This is a genomic window from Streptomyces sp. NPDC047853, from assembly GCF_043204535.1.
Lineage (GTDB): Bacteria > Actinomycetota > Actinomycetes > Streptomycetales > Streptomycetaceae > Streptomyces.
Genome location: NZ_JBIDCI010000006.1, coordinates 284,061 through 302,996 on the forward strand (window position 1 = coordinate 284,061; position 18,936 = coordinate 302,996).

Here is an 18,936-nt window from a genome sequence, read left to right on the forward strand (position 1 = left end):
CCTCAGGCAGCCGCTCCGCCGCGGCCGTTCATCATGCGCGGCAGCATGCGGAAGCCGATACCGCCGGCGATCATCGTGGCGGCGCCGACCAGCAGGAACGTGGTCTCCGCGGCGCCGGTCTCGGCGAGCTCGTCACCGCTGCCCTGGGCGGCGGTGTCGGAGGCCGGGGCCTCGTCGCCGGTGTCGGTCAGGGCGGAGGAACCCTCGTCCTGGGTGACGTTGTCGTTGCTGCCGCCGTCGGGGGTGGTGTTGTCGCCGCCACCGGTCCCGCCGTTGCCGCCGGTGCCGCCGCCCGTGGTCTCCGAGCCGCCGTTGCCGCCGCCGTTGTCCCCGGTACCGCCGTTGTCCCCGGAGCCGCCGTTGTCGCCGGAGCCGCCGTTGTCACCGCCCTCGGAGGTGCCCGTCGAGGTTCCCTCGGAAGTGCCCTCGGAGGTGCCCTCGGTGGTGCCCTCGGACGTACCCACCGAAGAGCCCTCGGTGGTGCCCTCGGAGGTACCTTCCGTGGTGCCCTCCGTGGTGCCCTCGGACGTGCCTTCGGTGGTGCCCTCGGACGTCCCCTCGGAGGTGCCCTCCGACGTACCGTCCGTGGTGCCCTCGGAGGTGCCCTCCGTGGTGCCCTCGGTCACGCCGACGATCGCGCCCTCGGTGGTGCCCTCCGTGGTGCCCTCGGTCGTCCCCTCGGTGTCGCCCTCGCCCTGGACGCTCACGCCGACGCCGACGTTGGCGTCGCCGACACCCACGCCCACGCCGATGTCGAGCGCCGAAGCGGCACCCGCGGCGGTCAGGGAGGCGCCGGCCGCGATCACTGCGCCGGCCGCTATGCGCGCGACACGGATGCGCGTCTTCTTCGTCATGTAGTTGCTACCCCCAGTAGCCGATTAGTCGGTGAGGCCGCACTCGGGGCCGTGATCGACGGAGGTGGCTGTTAACTGACGTCCCCCGGTTCACATGCGCCCCGTAAATACGCATGCCGCGCCTCACCCTGGCGAATGTTCAAAGCAACGTCAAGGCCATTGCGTACGCGATGTCCAGGTACGGGACGTATGCCGGACACAAAGGGTGTGAGTGTGATGTAAAACCCAGACATCACCGGCGTCCGGGCGGCAGAGAAAAGGCAACCGCCCCCGAAACGGCGGCAGTTGCCTTGTCGACAAAGCGGTCTCAGCGCTTCGCCCTACTTCTCCTGCTGCTTGCGCCAGCGAATTCCGGCCTCCAGGAACCCGTCGATCTCACCGTTGAACACGGCCTCCGGGTTGCCCACTTCGTGCTCGGTGCGCAGGTCCTTGACCATCTGGTACGGGTGCAGCACGTACGAACGCATCTGGTTGCCCCACGAGTTGCCACCGTCGCCCTTGAGGGCGTCCATCTTGGCCTGCTCCTCCTGGCGGCGCCGCTCCAGCAGCTTGGCCTGGAGGACGTTCATCGCCGTGGCCTTGTTCTGGATCTGGGAGCGCTCGTTCTGGCAGGAGACCACGATGCCGGTGGGGAGGTGGGTGAGTCGCACCGCGGAGTCGGTGGTGTTCACACCCTGTCCACCGGGGCCGGAGGACCGGTACACGTCCACTCGCAGCTCGGACTCGTCGATCTCGATGTGGTCGGTCTGCTCGACCACCGGGAGGATCTCGACGCCCGCGAAGGAGGTCTGGCGGCGCCCCTGGTTGTCGAAGGGCGAGATGCGCACCAGGCGGTGGGTGCCCTGCTCCACGGAGAGGGTGCCGTAGGCGTACGGCGACTGCACGGCGAAGGTCGTCGACTTGATGCCGGCCTCCTCCGCGTACGACGTCTCGTAGACCTCGGTCTTGTAGCCGCGCTGCTCGGCCCAGCGCAGGTACATCCGCTGGAGCTTCTCGGCGAAGTCCGCGGCGTCCACGCCACCGGCCTCGGCGCGGATGTTGACCAGCGCCTCACGGGAGTCGTACTCGCCGGAGAGCAGGGTGCGGACCTCCATCTCGTCCAGCGCCTTCTTCACGGCCGTGAGCTCGGACTCGGCCTCGGCGCGGGTGTCCGGGTCGTCCTCCTCCTCGGCCATCTCGAAGAGCACCGCGAGATCGTCGATCCGGCCGCGCAGGGCCTCGGCCTTCCGCACCTCCGCCTGGAGGTGGGAGAGCTTGCTCGTGATCTTCTGCGCCGCCTCCGGGTCGTCCCACAGGGAGGGCGCTGCCGCCTGCTCCTCGAGCACGGCGATGTCTGCCCTCAGCCTGTCCAGGTCCAGGACGGCCTCGATCGACTCCATGGTCGAGGAGAGGGACTTCAGCTCTTCGGATACATCGACGACTGCCACGCATCCAGCGTAACGGCTCCGTCCACCGGCTTTCGCCGGGTCGTCGCGGTGTGCGTGGCGGCCCCGCCCCGGGACTCAGGGCGAGGCCGGTGCCGAGTTCCGCGTGTCCTGCGGGTCCGCGCCGCTCTCGTCACCGCCCGTGGCGAGCCAGGTACCGGCGCCGATCGCGGCCACCAGGGCGATCACACCGGCGCCCACCGCCAGCCGGCGGCGCCGGGCGGCGGCGCGGTTGCGGGCGGAGCCGGGGCGCGGGGCCCCGGCGGCGCGCGGGGCGCGGGCGGTGCCGCGGGCGCCGCCGGCCAGCTCGTCGGGGGCGGGCACGCGCATGGAGGTGTGCGTGTCGCGGTTGGAGTCCGCCGGTGCGGAGCCCGGCACCAGGGGGACCGCTCCCCGGCGCCGTACCGGCTCCCCGGAGGGCGCGGCGGACGCCGGGGGCTCCTCGGAGGCGTCCTCGTCCTGCTCGGTGTCGGGCTCGTCGACGTCCAGCGGCCCCATGCCGACCAGCATCGGCAGCAGCTCCCGCAGCCGGTCCCCCAGCTCGGAGGCGCGCAGCCGGGAGGCCGGGGCCTTGGCCAGGCACTGGACGAGGAGCTGCCACAGCTCGTCGGGGATGCCAGGGAGGGGGACGACCGTCTCCGTCACGTGGCGGCGCAGCACCGCGCCCGGGTGGCCCCCGCCGAACGGCGTGAAGCCCGCGAGCAGCTCGTACAGGACCGTGGCCAGCGCGTAGATGTCCACGGCCGCGCGCGGGGGCAGGCCCTCGACGATCTCCGGGGCCAGGTAGTCGGGCGTGCCGATGATCTTCGTGGCGCGGGTGCGCCGGGGGGTGTCGATGAGCTTGGCGACCCCGAAGTCGGTCAGCAGCGCCGGGTGGGCGCCGCCGGGGCCGAGCGGGCCCTGCATGTCGAGCAGCACGTTCTCGGGCTTGACGTCGCGGTGCACGACCCCGGCGGCGTGCGCGGCGGCCAGGCCGTCGGCGACGTCGGCGGCGATGGCGACCGCCGCCTCGGGCGCCAGGCGCCGCTCCCGGTCCAGGCGGGTGCGCAGGTCCGTCCCCCGGACCAGGTCCATGACCAGCGCGAGGTCGTTGCCGTCGACCACCAGGTCGCGCACGGAGACCACGTGCGGGTGGTCCAGGCCGAGCAGCGCGGTGCGCTCCTGCACGAAGCGTGAGACCAGCTCCTGGTCGGACGCCAGGTCCTCGCGCAGCAGCTTGATCGCGACGGGCCCCTCGGGACCCTCGCCCAGCCACACCGTGCCGGCGCTGCCCCGCCCCAGGATCTGGTGGGCGGTGTACCGGCTGCCGATCTTCCGTGCCAAGACTGCTCCTACCGACGCGTGTTGCGCCTAAACGTACGCGCCCGCGGAGCCGACCTTCACGGGGGAGCCGGAAATCACCCGCCGGATGTCGACAAATCTCCAGACTCGCCGTCGGATCCGGGGGAACGGGACCCGTCGGAGGCTCAGTTGCCGGTCGACGTGCCGCCGCCCGAGCCGCTGCCGCCGCCCAGGTCCCCGATCCAGTCGGTCACGGTGGTGAACCAGTCGCTGAGCTGCTCCCAGTAGCCCTTGCCCGTGCCGATCCAGTCCTGCAGGGGGCTCAGCTCCCAGATCAGCCAGCCGGCCACGACCAGGATGACGAGCGTGAACAGGCACCCCTTGAGACAGCCCAGCCCGGGGATGCGCATCGGGTTGGCGCTGCGCTGCCGCGGCGGCCGGGGCTCGCGCCGGGGCGGCTGGGGCTCGGGCGCGGGCGGCGGGGCGTAACGCTGCGGCTGGGGCCGCTGAGGCTGCGCGGGCTGCTGCGGCTGCGGGGTGGCGTAGCGCTGCGGCTGGGGCTGGGGCTGCTGCGGGTACCCGTAACCGGGCTGCTGGGGCGGCGGGCCCTGCGGTGCCTGGCGGGGCTGCTGCTGCGGGCGGGCGACCTGCCGCTGGGGGCGGCGGCGCAGCGGGTCCTGGTTCGGGTCGAGGTACTGGACCTGCGTCTGCTCGTTGCGGTCGCGGGCGGCGCGGAGCTGGTTCTGCCAGGGGTGCGGGTCCTCCGGTCCGCCCTGCTGCCCCGGTCCGCCCGGCTGCCCCGGGGGCACGGGCGGCATGACGGCGGTCGGGTCGGCGGCGCCCCGGTGGGGGAGCACGGCGGTGGGGTCGGCGGCGCCCGACGGGTTGCCGGTCTGCGGCAGGACGCTGGTGGCGCCGTTCGGGTCGTGCGCACCGGGCGGGTTCTGCGGCAGGACCTGCGTCGGGTCGGCTGCGCCGGGGGCTCCCGGGACCGGCGCGGGGGCCGGGTCGGGGGCGAGGAGCACGCCGACGTTCTCGGCGGCGCCGATCTGCGCGCTGCCCGCGTGCACACCGATGCCCTCGGCGACCACACGCAGACCCCGGGCGAGGTTCTCGGCGCTGGGGCGTTCGTCGGGGTTCTTGCGCAGGCAGCGCTCGATGACCGTCCACAGCGGGTCGGGGACGGTGGAGGGGCGGCGCGGTTCGGCGCTCAGGTGCTGGTGCAGCACCTCCAGCGCGGAGCCTCCGGCGAACGGGGGCCGGCCGGTGACCAGCTCGTACAGCAGGATGCCCGCGCCGTAGATGTCGACGGCGGAGGTCTGCGGGCGGCCCTCGGCGGACTCCGGCGCCACGTAGGCGGGGGTGCCGACGAACTCGTGGGTGCGGGTCAGGCCGGGCGAGTCGGCGAGGCGGGCGATGCCGAAGTCGGTGAGCATCGGGTGCATCTCGCCGCCGGTCTGCCTCAGCAGCACGTTGGCCGGCTTCAGGTCGCGGTGGACGACGCCGTCGTCGTGGCTGGCGGCGAGGGCGTCGGCGATCTGGGCCGTGAGGAGGGCCGCGGCGACCGGGGTGAACGGCCCGTTCTCGCGCAGGTAGCGGTGCAGGTCGGGGCCCTCGACGAGGTCCATGACCAGCGCCAGCAGCTCGCCCTCGACGACCAGGTCGCGGACCCGGACGATGTTGGGGTGGGTGAGCCGGAGCAGGACGGAGCGCTCCCGAAGGAAGCGCATCACGATGTCGGGGTCGCTCGCGAGCTCCTCCTTGAGGACCTTGATCGCGACGGTCTCGCCGGGCTGCCCGGCCACGGCCGCCTCGGCGCCCGCGGTCTCCCGCTGGCGGGCTCGCCAGACGGTGCCCGTGGCTCCGCGACCGAGGGGCTCCTCGAGGAGGTACTTGCTGCCTACCGGCCGCACGTCATGCGCTCCCTGTTGCTTGCTGGCTGTTCCGACCCACTGTAGTGCCGCGGTGCGGGCGCCGGGCTGTCGTCGCCCTTCGGGGTTCTCGTGGGGCCGCGGGCGGGTCCCGCGCTCCGCTCGCGTTCCGTGTCCGGCACCTGTTCAGGTGCCGGTGTTCCGGTGCGGGTGTTCAGGTGCGTGTTCGGAGGGAAGACGCTCGACCCGGTCCCTTGGTTGCCGGGCCCGGACGTGACCGATCTCAAGCGGGCACCGTTCGATCACCGGCACGACAGCTGTCAGGCATTTTTACGGGCAGAGCCGACCAATCAAGATCATTTGATGGCCGGTGACGGGCGCATTGTCAGTGGCAGGTGCGAGGATGCGTGCAGTACTGGCCGACGTGCTCGTGTGGCGGTGGGGGAAGTCCGCGGTGGGGGACCGTGGTGACGGCTTCTGTCCCGGCGCGCGGGCGCCCGCGCGAAGGGACCGCTGACGGCGATGCAGATCCGGCTGACCGTCGTAGACCCGCTGGGCCCGCATGCCGCGGTGGGGGGCCGCGCCGCGAGCTGCGACGTGCTGGTCACCGCACCGGCCGGCACCGCGCTGGCCGCGATCTCCTCCGCGCTGGCCGCCGTGCTCCCCGGCGGGGAGGGCCAGGGCTCCGGCCAGGTGGTGCTCTACGCCGGTGCGCAGCGGCTCGACGCCCAGCGCAGCACCCTCGGCGAGCCACCGCTCCTGGACGGCGCCGTGCTCTGCGTGGGCGCCCCGGGCGAGCCCGACCCGCACACCGAGCCGGCCGACGTCCCGGCCCAGCTGCACGTGGTCGCCGGTCCCGACGCGGGCGGCGTGCACCTGCTGCACGGCGGTCAGGTCCGGCTCGGCCGCTCGGCGGAGGCGGACGTCGCGCTGGACGATCCGGACGTCTCCCGGATGCACTGCGCCGTGACCGTCGCCGCCGACGGCCGCGTCTCGGTCGCCGACCTCGGCTCCACCAACGGCACCACCCTGGACGGCACCCGCGTGGGCGACCGCCCGGTCCGCTTCGCGCCGGGGGCGCTGCTGCGGGTCGGCGAGTCGGCCCTGCGGCTCGTGCCGGTGCCCCCGGCGGACGAGGCGCGGGTGCCCACGACCTCCGACGGCGAGGGGCACGTACGGCTGCCGGCCGCCCGCACGGCCGCCGCCTTCGGCGGGGACGACGTGGTGCACGCGCGCGTGGCGGACGCGGTGGAGGGACGCGCCCCGGCGAGCGGGGCGGTGGGCTCCCCGCACCCGGGCGGCTCCGCGACAGGCTCCCCGCACCCGGGCGGCCCGGCGGCGGGTTCCGCCCGGCCCGGTGCGGGGGCGCGTGGTCACCGGCACCCGGCCGACGCCACGGACAGCGGCGTGTACGGGGCGGGAGGGCCTCCCACGGCCGGACGGGCGGGCGGCCCCGCCCCCCGGGCCGGCGCGGCGGACGGGGACCCCCGCGCGGCCGGTGCGCCGGACGGGCGACCCGGGACCGGTCGCCAGGACCCGCCCGTTTCCGGCGGACCCACCCACCACGCCTACGGCACCACGGGGTACCCCGCGGCGGGGCACGGCACCGCTCCGGACGGCGGCGCGGGGCCGGCCGGGTCACCTCAGGTGCCCGGCCAGGGAGGCGCACCCCGCATCGAGAGCCATGGGTACGACCCCGGGGCGGGATCACCCCGGTCGTACCCGGCCGCGGGCGACACGCACGGCGCCGGAGCCGGGTCGGGCGCCTTCACGGCAGGGGCGACGGCCGCCTTCGGCGGGAGCGCGGGCCCCGGCGACGCCCCGCACCCGGACGACGGCGCCGGACGCGCGGGCACGCCGCCGCGGGACGCCGATGCCCCGCAGGGCGCGCGCCGGCGCGGCGGGCTCGGCGCGTGGGCGCGGCGCCTGGCCGGCGGACGCGGCGGCCCGCAGCACGCACCCGGACCCGATGCGTACGCGGACGCCCTCGACGAGGAGGCGGCCCGGCCGGCGCCGACGGCCCCGACCGGCACCTCCCGCGCGCCGGAGACCTGGCCGGACCCCGCCTCGCTGCTGTTGACGGCACTCGGGCCGGGGCCCCGCCTGTGGGAGCGCGGCCCGGGCCACCCGGAGGCGCTCACCGTGCGGCTCGGCACGGCCGACCGGGTGGCGCCCGGCGGCGACGCGCCGCTGCCCGCCGTCCCGGTGACCGCCGGGCTGCGCGAGGTGGGGGCGCTCGGACTGGCCGGCCCGCGCGGACGGCTCGCCGGGTTGGCCCGCTCGGTGCTGGCCCAGCTCGCCGCGCTGCACTCCGCCGACGTCCTGGAGATCGTCCTGATCAGCGCGGACCGCTCCCGCCCGCTATCGGACCGGGCCGCCGAATGGGCCTGGCTGGGCTGGCTGCCGCAGCTGCGCCCGGGCCACGGCCAGGACTGCCGCCTGCTGCTCGCCTACGACCGCGAACAGGCCGCGGCGCGCGCAGGTGAACTTCTGCGCCGCCTGGACGACCACATGGCGGACGTCCGCTCCGGCGCACGGCCACCGGCCCCCGCCGGCGCCATCCCGGCCCAGCCGACGGCCCTCGCGCGGGACGCACGGGGGCACGGCGCGGGACCGGCGCCCGACACCGTCCGGCAGCCCTCGTGGGCGCGGCCCGACGACGGCTCCAACCCGGCCGGCGGCTTCCCGGGCCCGTACACGGTGGTCGTGGTGGACGGGGACCCCGGCGGGGCGGACGTGCGCGAGACCGTGACGCGCCTGACCCTGGAGGGGCCGCGGGCCGGCATCCACGTCGTGTGCCTCGCCGAGACGGCCGCCGCCTCCCCGACCTCGCCGGTGACGGAGACCTACGAGGCGGCCTGCGCGGTGTCGCCGGTGTTCCGGAGCTGCGGTGCCGTGGCGCTGCTCAGCGGGGACGTGGCGACGGCCCTGCGGCTGCTGCGCGTCGCGCGGGGCGGCACCTCCCCCGGCGCCCCGGACGCCGCGTCAGCCCCCGCCGGCCCGGTCGGGCACGGCACGCTCGGCACGGTGGACGCCGTCTCCCTCGCCTGGGCCGAGCGGTTCGCCCGCGCCCTGGCCCCGCTGCGCACCGACGGCCCGGTCGGCGAGCGGCACACGCGCGTGTCGGCACCGCTGCCCCAGGCGGCCCGGCTCCTCGACGAGTTGGGCCTCGCCCGCGCCACCCCGGCCTCCCTGATGGCCCGTTGGGCGGACGCGGCCGACGACGCCCAGGCCCTCGGCGGCCGCGCGCACGCCGTGCTGGGCGCCGGACCGCGCGGCCCGGTCGCGGCGGACCTCGGCGCCGAAGGGCCGCACCTGCTGATCGAGGGCCCGCCGGGAAGCGGCCGCACCGAGCTGCTGCGGGCGCTCGTCGCCTCCCTCGCCTCCGCCGAACGCCCCGACCGCCTCGGCGTCGTCCTGGTGGACGGCCGGGACAGCGTGGGCGCGGGCGGCGGACACGGCGAGGGACTGCGGGTCTGCACGGACGTACCGCACGTCACCACGCACCTCACCGCCAACGACCCCGTGCGGATGCGGGAGTTCGCGCAGTCCCTGAGCGCGGAGCTGAAGCGGCGCGCCGAGCTGCTCGGACGGTCGCACTTCGCCGAGTGGCACACCGGGCGGGAGGTGTCCGGCCGGCTGGTCGCCCAGCGCGCCCCCGCGGACGGGCCCGGGGCCGGGCCGGGGGCGGGCGCCGGGGACGTGGAGTCCCCGCCCAGTTCCACGCTGCGGCTGCGGCCGGGCGCGGCCAGGCGCCGAGCGGAGGCGGTACCGCCGCTCCCCCGCCTCGTCGTGGTCGTGGACGACCTCGACGCACTCGTCACTCCCCCGCTCGGCTCGCCCGGCCGGCCCGCGGCGGGGTCGGTGATGCGGGCGCTGGAGGCCGTCGCGCGGGAGGGCGAGCGGCTCGGCGTGCATCTGGTGGCCGCCACCACGCCGGGGGGCCGCACCTCCCAGACGGAGCCTTCGTCGCGCGCCACGCTGCGGGTCACCCTCGACGCGCCGGTGCCGGGCCCGGACGAACCGGCGCCGGGGCGGGGGCGGTTGACCCGCCCGGACGGCCAGGTCGTGGTGTTCCAGGGCGGCCGGGTCACGGGACGCATCCCGCGGACGGCGACCCTGCGGCCCACGGTGGTCCCGCTGGAGTGGCACCGCATGGGCGACCCGCCCGCCCGGCGCCCCGTCCGGGAGCTGGGCAACGGGCCGACGGACCTGGCCCTGCTGGCCAGCGCGCTGGAGCGGGCGGCACGGGAGGTGGCGGCGGCGGAGGTGCCGTCGCTGCTGTGACCCCGGCCGTCGACCGGCCCGCCGAAGGCGCCACCCGAGGCGGGCTCCGCGCGCCGGAGGGCCAAGGGGCCGGTCCGACGATTCCCGCCCGCCCCGCGACGCCACGCGCACACCCTCGACGCCACGCGCCCTCGCAACGCCACGCGCATCCCCGACGCCATGCGCCCTCGCAACGTCACGCGCATCTCCGACGCCACGCACACCCTGGCGACGCCACCCGCACCCTCGCAACGCCACGCGCACCCCCGACGCCACACGCACCCTCGCAACGCCACGCGCACCCCCGACGCCACACGCACCCTCGCGACGCCACGCACACCCCCGACGCCACCCGCACCCTCGCAACGCCACACGCACCCCCGACGCCACACGCACCCTCGCGACGCCACGCACACCCCCGACGCCACACGCACCCTCGCAACGCCACCCACACCCTCGCGACGCCACACGCACCCTCGACACCTCGCTCGCACCCTCAACGCCCCGGCCGCCGCGAAACCGCCCTCCGGGCGACGACGCGCGGGGTCGGCCAGGTGCCTGACCGATCAGGCGCGGGCGGCGGTGCACCGGCGGCGGCCCTCGACGGTGCCGGTGCCCGGTGCCTGGTCACGACGCGGTCACGATCCCCCGCTTGACAGCGGAGGCGCTCTTGCCGCCCTCACCCCCCTGGCGTACACCAGAGCGCACGGGACAGCGCCGAACGTTCGACGAGGACGAAGAACGGGGCAGTGATGCGCACGAGCAGCACCATGGGGACACGCAGGACCGTCAAGGGCACGGGCAGAGCCGCGAAGAGGACCACCCGGGCCGCCGCCGCCCTCGCCGCGGGGGCCCTCGCGCTCTCGCTCACCGCGTGCGGCGGCGACGACGACAAGGGCGGCGACGAGAACGCCGGTGAGGGAGGCGGCAAGGAGACGGCCGCCACCGTCACCCTGCCGAAGCTGGACGGCGAGAGCCTGGAGGTCGCCGCCGTCTGGACCGGCGCCGAGCAGGAGAACTTCAAGAAGGTCCTCGCCGAGTTCGAGAAGCGCACCGGCGCCAAGGTGACGTTCGTGCCCGCCCAGGACCCGATCATCAACTTCCTCGGCTCGAAGATCGCGGGCGGTGCGCCGCCGGACGTGGCGATGCTGCCGCAGCCGGGGGCCATCAAGCAGGCCGTCGACAAGGGCTGGGCCAAGCCGCTGGGCGCGGAGGCCGCCAAGGAGCTGGCGGAGAACTACTCGCCGGGCTGGCAGGAGATCGGCAAGGTCGGCGGCAAGCAGTACGGCGTCTACTACAAGGCCGCCAACAAGTCCCTGATCTGGTACAACGCGCAGGTCTTCGAGAACGCGGGCGCGGCGGAGCCCAAGACCTGGGACGAGCTGCTCACCGCCGCCCAGACGATCTACGACTCCGGCGTCACGCCGTTCTCGGTCGGCGGCGCGGACGGCTGGACGCTCACCGACTGGTTCGAGAACGTCTACCTCTCGCAGGCCGGCCCGGAGAAGTACGACCAGCTGGCCAAGCACGAGATCAAGTGGACGGACCCGTCGGTGAAGGAGGCGCTGACCACCCTCGCCGAGATCTGGGGCAAGAAGGACTACGTGGCGGGCGGCGCGTCCGGCGCGCTGCAGACCGAGTTCCCGGCCTCGGTGACGCAGACCTTCACCGGCGGCGACCAGCCCAAGGCGGGCATGGTCTACGAGGGTGACTTCGTCCAGGTCAACATCGGCGAGACGGACGCGGAGGTCGGCACGGACGCGAAGGTCTTCCCCTTCCCGTCGGTCGGCGGCACCGCGCCGGTGGTGTCCGGGGGCGACGCGGCCGTGGTCCTTCAGGACTCGAAGGCGGCGCAGGCCCTGGCCACCTGGCTGGCCTCGCCGGACGCGGCGACGATCCAGGCGAAGCTCGGCGGCTACCTCTCGCCGAACAAGAACGTGGCGGCGTCGGCGTACCCGAACGACGTGCAGAAGAAGATCGCCGAGGCGCTCGTCGCGGCCGGTGACGACTTCCGCTTCGACATGTCGGACCAGGCCCCCCAGGCCTTCGGCGGCACGCCCGGCAAGGGCGAGTGGAAGGCGCTCCAGGACTTCCTGAAGAACCCGAAGGACGTCGCGGGCACGCAGGAGCGGCTGGAGGCGGACGCGGCCGCCGCCTACGGGGACTGACGCGATGACGTCGGTCACGGCGGCGGGGACCACACCGGGCCCCGCCGCCCCCAAGTCGCGCAAGAGCGTGACCGGCACCCGCAAGGCCGTGGCGGTGCTGTTCCTGCTGCCCGCCCTGGTGCTGCTCGGCGCGCTCGTGGTCTACCCGATCGGGTACTCGCTGATCCGCAGCTTCTACGACCAGTCCGGCGACTCCTTCGCCGGATTCGACAACTACCAGGCCCTGTTCACCGACGACGGCATCCGCACGGCCCTCAAGAACAACATCATCTGGGTGGTGTTCGCGCCGACGGTCGCCACCGCGCTCGGCCTGATCTTCGCGGTGCTGACCGAACGGGTGCGCTGGGGCACGGCGTTCAAGCTGGTCGTCTTCATGCCGATGGCGATCTCGATGCTCGCGGCGGGCATCATCTTCCGCCTGGTGTACGACCAGGACCCGGACAAGGGCGTCGCCAACGCGGTGTGGGTCGGGGTGCACGACACGTTCGCCGAGTCGTCCGCGTTCCCGAAGGCGCACCCGGGCCGCGACTCGCCGCTGGAGCCGGCCGGCGGGGGCGCCTTCGTCACCAAGGAGCCGGTGCGGGCGGGCGCGACCGTCGTCCTGCCCCTGGTCGGCGTCGCCCCCGACCTGATGCCGGACGGTGCGAAGAAGGCCGTGCCCGCCGATCCGGAGGACGGCAGGATCACCGGCACCACCTGGCAGGACTTCACCCGCGGCAAGGGCGTCGGGAAGCTCAACGGCGTCGACGCGGCCGAACTGGGCTACGCCGGGATGAGGATCGAGGCGGTGAAGGACGGCGAGGTCGTCGCCTCGGCCACGGCGGCCGGCGACGGCACCTTCTCGCTGCCGGCGGCTGCCGACGGGGCGCAGCTCAGGCTGCCCGCCGACAACTTCAAGGAGCCCTACAACGGCCTGGACTGGCTCGGCCCCTCGCTCGTCACACCGGCCATCATCGGGTCGTACGTGTGGATGTGGGCGGGCTTCGCGATGGTGCTGATCGCGGCGGGGCTGGCCGGGGTCCCGCGGGAGCTGCTGGAGGCCGCCCGGGTCGACGGGGCCACCGAGTGGCAGGTCTTCAGACGGGTCACGGTGCCGCTCCTGGCGCCGGTGCTCGCGGTCGTGGCCGTCACCCTGATGATCAACGTGCTGAAGGTCTTCGACCTGGTCTTCATCATCGCCCCCGGTTCCTCCCAGGACGACGCGAACGTGCTCGCCCTGGAGCTGTACCGCAAGGGCTTCGCCTCCGACCAGCCGGGCATCGCCAGCGCCATCGCGGTGTTCCTGCTGCTCCTGGTGATCCCGGTGATGTGGTTCAACGTACGGCGGCTGAGGCGGGAGGTGCGGCGATGACCACGGACGCGGGCTCCCTCACGAAGACGGCACCGGCGTCGCCCGGGACCGCCCGCGAGGCGAAGCGGTCGCTCGGGTCACGGCTCGCCGAGGGCGTCAGCGGCGGGCTGGTCCGGGTCTTCCTGATCGTGGTGGGCCTGTTCTGGCTGGTCCCGACGATCGGTCTGCTGCTGTCCTCGCTGCGCACGCCCCGGGACATGGCGTCGAGCGGCTGGTGGGAGGTCTTCACCAAGCCCTCCCAGCTCACCTTCCAGAGCTACGAGGAGCTGCTGAAGAACGGCGACATCACCTCCTCCCTGTTCAACACCGTCCTGATCACGGTCCCGGCGACGGTCCTGGTCGTGGTCATCGGGTCGCTGGCGGGCTACGCCTTCGCGTGGATGGAGTTCCCGGGCCGCGACTGGTGGTTCCTCGCCGTGGTGGGGCTGTTGGTCGTCCCCGTGCAGGTCGCGCTGATCCCGATCGCCGAACTCTTCGGGAAGATCGGCCTGTTCGGGTCGATCGTCGGTGTGATCCTCTTCCACGTCGGCTTCGGTCTGCCCTTCGCGGTGTTCCTGCTGCGGAACTTCTTCGCGGAGATCCCGAGGGAGCTGCTGGAGGCCGCCCGGCTCGACGGCGCGGGTGAGCTGCGGCTGTTCGCCCGGGTCGTGATGCCGCTGGGCGGGCCCGCGATCGCGAGCCTCGGCATCTTCCAGTTCCTGTGGGTGTGGAACGACATGCTGGTCGCGCTGATCTTCTCGGACTCCGGGAACCAGCCGATCACGGTCGCCCTGCAGACGCAGGTACGGCAGTTCGGCAACAACATCGACGTGCTGGCGCCGGGAGCGTTCATCTCCATGGTGATCCCGCTGGCCGTGTTCTTCGCGTTCCAGCGGCAGTTCGTCTCCGGCGTGATGGCGGGCGCCGTCAAGTAGGCGCCGGGGCACCACGCTTGAGGGGCGGACCGGACACCGGTCCGCCCCTTCCTTCGTACGGGGCACGCGCCGGCGCGACGGTCCCCCGAATGCCGCAGGGACCGTAACCAAGTCACTCCATCGGCCGTTCCCGGGCAGAACGCCCGCGCCGACCCCGCCGACCCATGGATGTCCCGTGCCCCGGTTCAGTGTCATCGTCCCCGCGTACCAGGTTCAGGCGTATCTGCACGAGTGCCTGGAATCGGTGCTGTCGCAGTCCTACCCGGACCTCGAGGTGATCGCGGTCGACGACTGCTCGCCGGACGCCTGCGGCGCGATCGCCGACGAGTTCGCGGCCCGCGACCCGCGCGTCCGCGTCGTGCACCTGCCCGAGAACCAGGGCCTCGGCCCCGCCCGCAACGCCGGGATGGAGCGGGCCACCGGCGACTACCTGGTCTTCCTCGACGGTGACGACACCCTGACCCCGGACGCGCTCAGGGCGATCGCGGACCGGATCAAGGAGACCGGCGAGCCGGACGTCCTGGTCTACGACTACGCGCGGACGCACTGGTCGGGCGAGGCGGTCCGCAACCAGGCCGCCGCGCACCTCACCGAGCGGGGCCCGGCACCGTTCCGGCTCGCCGACCGGCCGGGGCTGCTGAAGCTGCTGATGGTGGCCTGGAACAAGGCGGTGCGCCGCGAGTTCGCCGAGCGCGAGGGCCTCACCTTCCCGCCGGGGTACTACGAGGACACCCCGTGGACGTACCCGGTCCTGCTGACGGCGGAGTCCCTCGCCACCCTGGACCGGGTCTGCGTCCACTACCGGCAGCGCCGGCGCGGCAGCATCCTGGGCACGCCGAGCGAACGGCACCTGGACGTCTTCGCGCAGTACGACCGCGTCTTCGCGTTCCTGGAGTCGCACCCGGAGCGGACCCGCTGGCGGCCGGTGCTCTACCGCCGCATGGCCGACCACCTGACGACGGTGTTCACCCGCCCGGACCGCCTCCCGCGCTCCCTGCGCGCGGAGTTCCTGCGCCGGGCCCGCGTCCACTGCCGCCGCTACCGGGTCCCCGGCGCCCCCGCCCCGCTGCCCGTGCGGCTGCGCCACGCCCTGCTCCGCCTCGGCCTGCGCCGCACCTACGAGACCCTGCGGCTGGGGTCGGCCCTGCGCCGCCGGACGGTGAAGGTCACGGCGCAGCTGCTGCGCGCCGCACGGGCCGGCGCCCTGCGCCTGCACTACCGCGTCCAGCGCCGTCTCCCGCTGCGCGCCGACCGCGCCGTCTTCGCGGCCCACGGCGACCGCGGGCACGGCTGCAACCCGGGCGCGCTGGAGGAGGCGTTCCGCGACTTCGCGCCGCACGTGCGCACGGCATGGGCCGCCGACCCCGCGCACCACCACACCGTCCCGCCCGGCCCGCGCCGGCTGACCCCCGGCACGGCCGCCTACTGGACGGCGCTGGCCCGCTCCCGGTACGTGGTGCACAACACGGGCTTCGACGCCGGCCTGGTCAAGCGCAAGGGGCAGGTGCTGATCCAGACGCAGGCCGGGACGCCCCTCAAGCACATGGGCCTGGACCTCCAGGAACGCCCGGCCGCGGCGCGGGGCACCGACTTCGCCCGGCTGCTGCGCGACGTCGACTCGTGGGACTACGTCGTCTCCGCCAACCGCCACTCCACGCTGACCTGGGAACGCGTCCACCCTGGCGACTACACCACGCTGGAGTACGGCCAGCCCCGTACCGACGCCCTCCAGCGGGCGACCGCCGCGGACGTGGCCCGGCTGCGGGAGAGCCTCGGCATCCCCGACGGCACGGTGGCGATCCTGTACGCGCCGACCCACCGCGACTACCGGCGTACCCAGCGCGCCGCCCTGGACCTGGAGCGCGTCCTGACCCGTCTCGGGCCGCGCTTCATGGTGCTGGCCCGCGCCCACCCCCGAAGCGGCGGCCCGCTCGTCGAGTCCGGGGGCCGCGTCCTCGACGTCAGCGACCACCCGAGCGTGGAGTCGCTCTGCCTGGCCTCGGACGCGCTCGTCACCGACTACTCGGCACTGATGTTCGACTACGCGGGTCTGGACCGCCCGATCGTGATCCACGCCGACGAGCCGGAGGCGTACGAGGCGGCCCGCGGGACCTACTTCGACCTGCGTGAGCTGCCGCCGGGAGCGATCGCCCGGGACGAGGACGAGCTGATCGACATCTTCGCCGACGGCCACTGGTGCGGCTCGCGGTCCGCGCAGCTCAGGACGGCTTTCCGGGAGCGGTTCTGCCCCTGGGACGACGGGCGCGCCGCCGAGCGCGTCGTGCGCCGGGTGGTGCTCGGGGAGACGGACCTGCCGCCCGTCGTGCCGCCGGCCGCGCGCCGCCCCGTCCCCTCCGCCGCCGCGGCCCTCGCCCGGCCCCCGCTGGCCACCGTGCCGCAACCCGCCGGGCCCCGCACCGTCACCGACAGCCTCTGATCACCGTTTGTCCACTGGGAGTTCGCATGCCCCGCAGCTCGAAGCGGCCCACTCCGCCCCGGCCGTCCACCGTGCGGCCGACGGGACGGCCGGGCCGCCGCACGGCGTGAGCGGCGGGGGCTCCCTTCGGACCAGGACAACGAGAGAAAGAGCAGTATGCCCCGCTTCAGCATCATCGTCCCGTCCCATGGGGTCGCGGGGCGGCTGTCCCAGGCGCTGGACTCCGTCCTCGCCCAGTCCTTCGGCGACTTCGAGCTGATCCCGGTCCACGACGCCCCGGACCGCGCCGCGGCGGACGTCGTGGAGGAGCGCGCCGAGCGGGATTCCCGGGTGGCGCCCGTGCACGCGCCGCCGGAGGCCGGGCTGGCCGGGGCGCGCAACACCGGGATGCGGGCGGCGACCGGCGCGTACCTGCTGTTCCTCGACGGCGACGACGTCCTCGTCCCGGGCGCGCTGGCGGCGCTGGACGCGCGGCTGGCGGACACCGGCGGCGTCGACGTCCTGTACTTCGAGCACGAGCGGGTGCCCTGGTGGGAGGGCGAGCCGGCCAACCCGGCGGCCCCGCTGCTGGCGAAGGCCCCCGACGGCGCCTTCGGCCCCGACCGCGCCCCGCACCTCACCGGCGTGCGGCTGCCCGCCTGGAGCGCGGTCTACCGCCGCACCTTCCTCACCGAGCGGCGACTGGACTTTCCCGACGGGCACTTCACCGACGTCGGCTTCGGCGCGCTGGTCTCGGCGCGCGCCGAGCGTGTCACGGTGCTGCGGTCGGTGGTCGTACGGCATCTGGTGCGCCGGCAGGGCAGTCGGCTGAGCCTGCCGGGCGAGCACCACGCGGACCTCCTCGACCAGGCCGAACGGGCCCTCGCGCACGCCGAGGAGCGGGGGCTGCCGGCCGAGCGGCGCGGGCCGCTGTTCGAGCAGCTCTTCGCGGCGGTCCTGAAGACGGCCACCCATCCGCGGCGCCTGACCCGCCGGGGCCGCCGTGCCTTCTTCCGCCGCGCGAGCCGCCTCTACCGGCGCCACCGTCCCGCCGGTTTCCGGCCGCCGGGCGGTCGGCTCGGCGTCCAGCACCGGCTGCTGGCCTCCGGTTCCTACACCGGCTTCCGCGTCCTGCGCGCCGTCAACCGCGCCGCCTCCGGCGTCCTGCTGCGGCTGCCGCGTCCGCACGGGCTGCGCACCCGGCTGCGCTACCGCCGCGCGCTGCGCCGCCCGCTCGACCCGAACCTCGTCGTGTACTGCGCCTACTGGGGCCGCGGTTACGCCTGCAACCCGGCCGCGATCCACGCCAAGGCCCGCGAACTCGCCCCGCACCTGCGGTCGGTGTTCCTGGTCGAGGCGGACCAGGCGCACACCGTCCCGAAGGACGTCGACCACGCGGTCATCGGCAGCCGGCGCTACTGGGAGGTGCTGGCCCGCGCCACGTACCTGGTCAACAACGCCAACTTCGCCGAGGGCGTCGTCAAGCGCCCCGGCAGTGTGCACGTGCAGACCCAGCACGGCACGCCGCTGAAGACGATGGGCGTCGACCAGTCGACGTACCCCGTGGTGGCGGCGGCCAGCGGCAGTTTCACCAGGCTGCTCGGCCGGGTGGACCGCTGGGACTACAACCTCTGCGCCAACCGCCACTCCACCCAGATGTGGGAGCGCGCCTTCCCCGGCTCGTACGAGCAGCTGGAGTACGGCTATCCGCGCAACGACGTCTACTGCACGGCCACCGCCGACGACGTCGCCCGCGTCCGGCGCGAGCTGGGCGTGCCGGAGGGGAAGACGGCCGTCCTGTACGCGCCCACGCACCGCGACCACGAGGCGGGGTTCGGCGCCGGCGGCCTGGACCTGGAGGCGTTCTGCGAGGCGGCCGGCGAGGACGTGGTCGTGCTGCTGCGGGCCCACTACTTCTACGACCGGGGCGGCGCCGCGAGCAGCGGCCGGATCATCGACGTGACCGCGCACCGCTCCTCCGAGGACGTCTGCCTGGCCGCCGACGCGCTGATCACCGACTACTCGTCGATCATGTTCGACTACGCCAACCTGGACCGGCCGATCGTCGTGTACGCCGACGACTGGGAGGTCTACCGGGAGACCCGCGGGGTCTACTTCGACCTGATGGCGGCGCCGCCCGGCCCGGTGGCGCGGACCCCGCAGGAGCTGGCCCGCGTCTTCCGCGACGGCACCTTCGCAGGCCGGGAGTCGGCGGCGCTGCGGGCCGCCTTCCGCGAGCGGTTCTGCGACTTCGACGACGGCCGGGCCGCCGAGCGCGTGGTGCGTCGGGTGCTGCTCGGCGAGCCGCCCGAGGCGCTCCCGCCCGTGACCCCGCTCGCCGAGCGCGTCCCGGCCCCCGCCGCCGCCACCCTCGTAAGGAGCTGATCCCGC

The 18,936-nt window shown here is 74.6% G+C and carries 10 protein-coding genes; 6 read left to right on the top strand and 4 right to left on the bottom strand.

The genetic code is table 11. The features are described 5' to 3' along the window. Positions 1 to 2: 2 nt before the first annotated feature. The 4 genes from ACGF5T_RS14845 to ACGF5T_RS14860 all read right to left on the bottom strand — a co-directional run bounded on the left by ACGF5T_RS14845 (position 3) and on the right by ACGF5T_RS14860 (position 5,472). Complete coding sequence (locus ACGF5T_RS14845; RefSeq protein ID WP_366768573.1) at positions 3 to 854, bottom strand: hypothetical protein; 852 nt, start codon at positions 852 to 854, stop codon at positions 3 to 5. 320 nt (positions 855 to 1,174) lie between these two features. Then, positions 1,175 to 2,281 carry a peptide chain release factor 2 gene (prfB, locus tag ACGF5T_RS14850; RefSeq protein ID WP_356612138.1) on the bottom strand — a complete coding sequence of 369 codons (1,107 nt, stop codon included), beginning with the start codon at positions 2,279 to 2,281 and terminating at the stop codon, positions 1,175 to 1,177. A gap of 75 nt (positions 2,282 to 2,356) precedes the next feature. After that, a complete protein-coding gene (locus ACGF5T_RS14855) occupies positions 2,357 to 3,601 on the bottom strand; it encodes a serine/threonine-protein kinase (protein WP_361011177.1) in 1,245 nt (414 codons plus the stop codon). A gap of 143 nt (positions 3,602 to 3,744) precedes the next feature. Then, positions 3,745 to 5,472 (bottom strand): serine/threonine-protein kinase, encoded by a 1,728-nt coding sequence (locus ACGF5T_RS14860; protein ID WP_366768572.1) that lies wholly within the window; start codon positions 5,470 to 5,472, stop codon positions 3,745 to 3,747. A 480-nt stretch (positions 5,473 to 5,952) separates the two neighbouring features. On the opposite strand from ACGF5T_RS14860, the gene ACGF5T_RS14865 reads away from it, so the two are divergent. The 6 genes from ACGF5T_RS14865 (at position 5,953) to ACGF5T_RS14890 (ending at position 18,930) form a co-directional block, all read left to right on the top strand. Continuing rightward, entirely contained in the window at positions 5,953 to 9,717 is a 3,765-nt protein-coding gene (locus ACGF5T_RS14865) for an FHA domain-containing protein (RefSeq protein ID WP_366768571.1), read from the top strand. Positions 9,718 to 10,448: 731 nt separating this feature from the next. Continuing rightward, positions 10,449 to 11,864 (top strand): ABC transporter substrate-binding protein, encoded by a 1,416-nt coding sequence (locus ACGF5T_RS14870; RefSeq protein WP_392888004.1) that lies wholly within the window; start codon positions 10,449 to 10,451, stop codon positions 11,862 to 11,864. A 4-nt stretch (positions 11,865 to 11,868) separates the two neighbouring features. Continuing rightward, positions 11,869 to 13,215, top strand: coding sequence for a carbohydrate ABC transporter permease (locus tag ACGF5T_RS14875; protein ID WP_392888007.1), 1,347 nt, complete (start codon positions 11,869 to 11,871; stop codon positions 13,213 to 13,215). Then, positions 13,212 to 14,129: a carbohydrate ABC transporter permease gene (locus ACGF5T_RS14880; RefSeq protein ID WP_361011185.1), complete on the top strand. Its 918-nt coding sequence runs from the start codon at positions 13,212 to 13,214 to the stop codon at positions 14,127 to 14,129. The genes ACGF5T_RS14875 and ACGF5T_RS14880 overlap by 4 nt, the downstream gene beginning before the upstream one ends. A 175-nt stretch (positions 14,130 to 14,304) precedes the next feature. Continuing rightward, complete coding sequence (locus tag ACGF5T_RS14885) at positions 14,305 to 16,566, top strand: bifunctional glycosyltransferase family 2 protein/CDP-glycerol:glycerophosphate glycerophosphotransferase (RefSeq protein WP_366768570.1); 2,262 nt, start codon at positions 14,305 to 14,307, stop codon at positions 16,564 to 16,566. A gap of 156 nt (positions 16,567 to 16,722) precedes the next feature. Further along, on the top strand, positions 16,723 to 18,930 hold the full coding sequence (locus ACGF5T_RS14890) for a bifunctional glycosyltransferase family 2 protein/CDP-glycerol:glycerophosphate glycerophosphotransferase (RefSeq protein ID WP_366768569.1): 2,208 nt from the start codon (positions 16,723 to 16,725) through the stop codon (positions 18,928 to 18,930). The last annotated feature ends 6 nt before the right edge of the window (positions 18,931 to 18,936 follow it).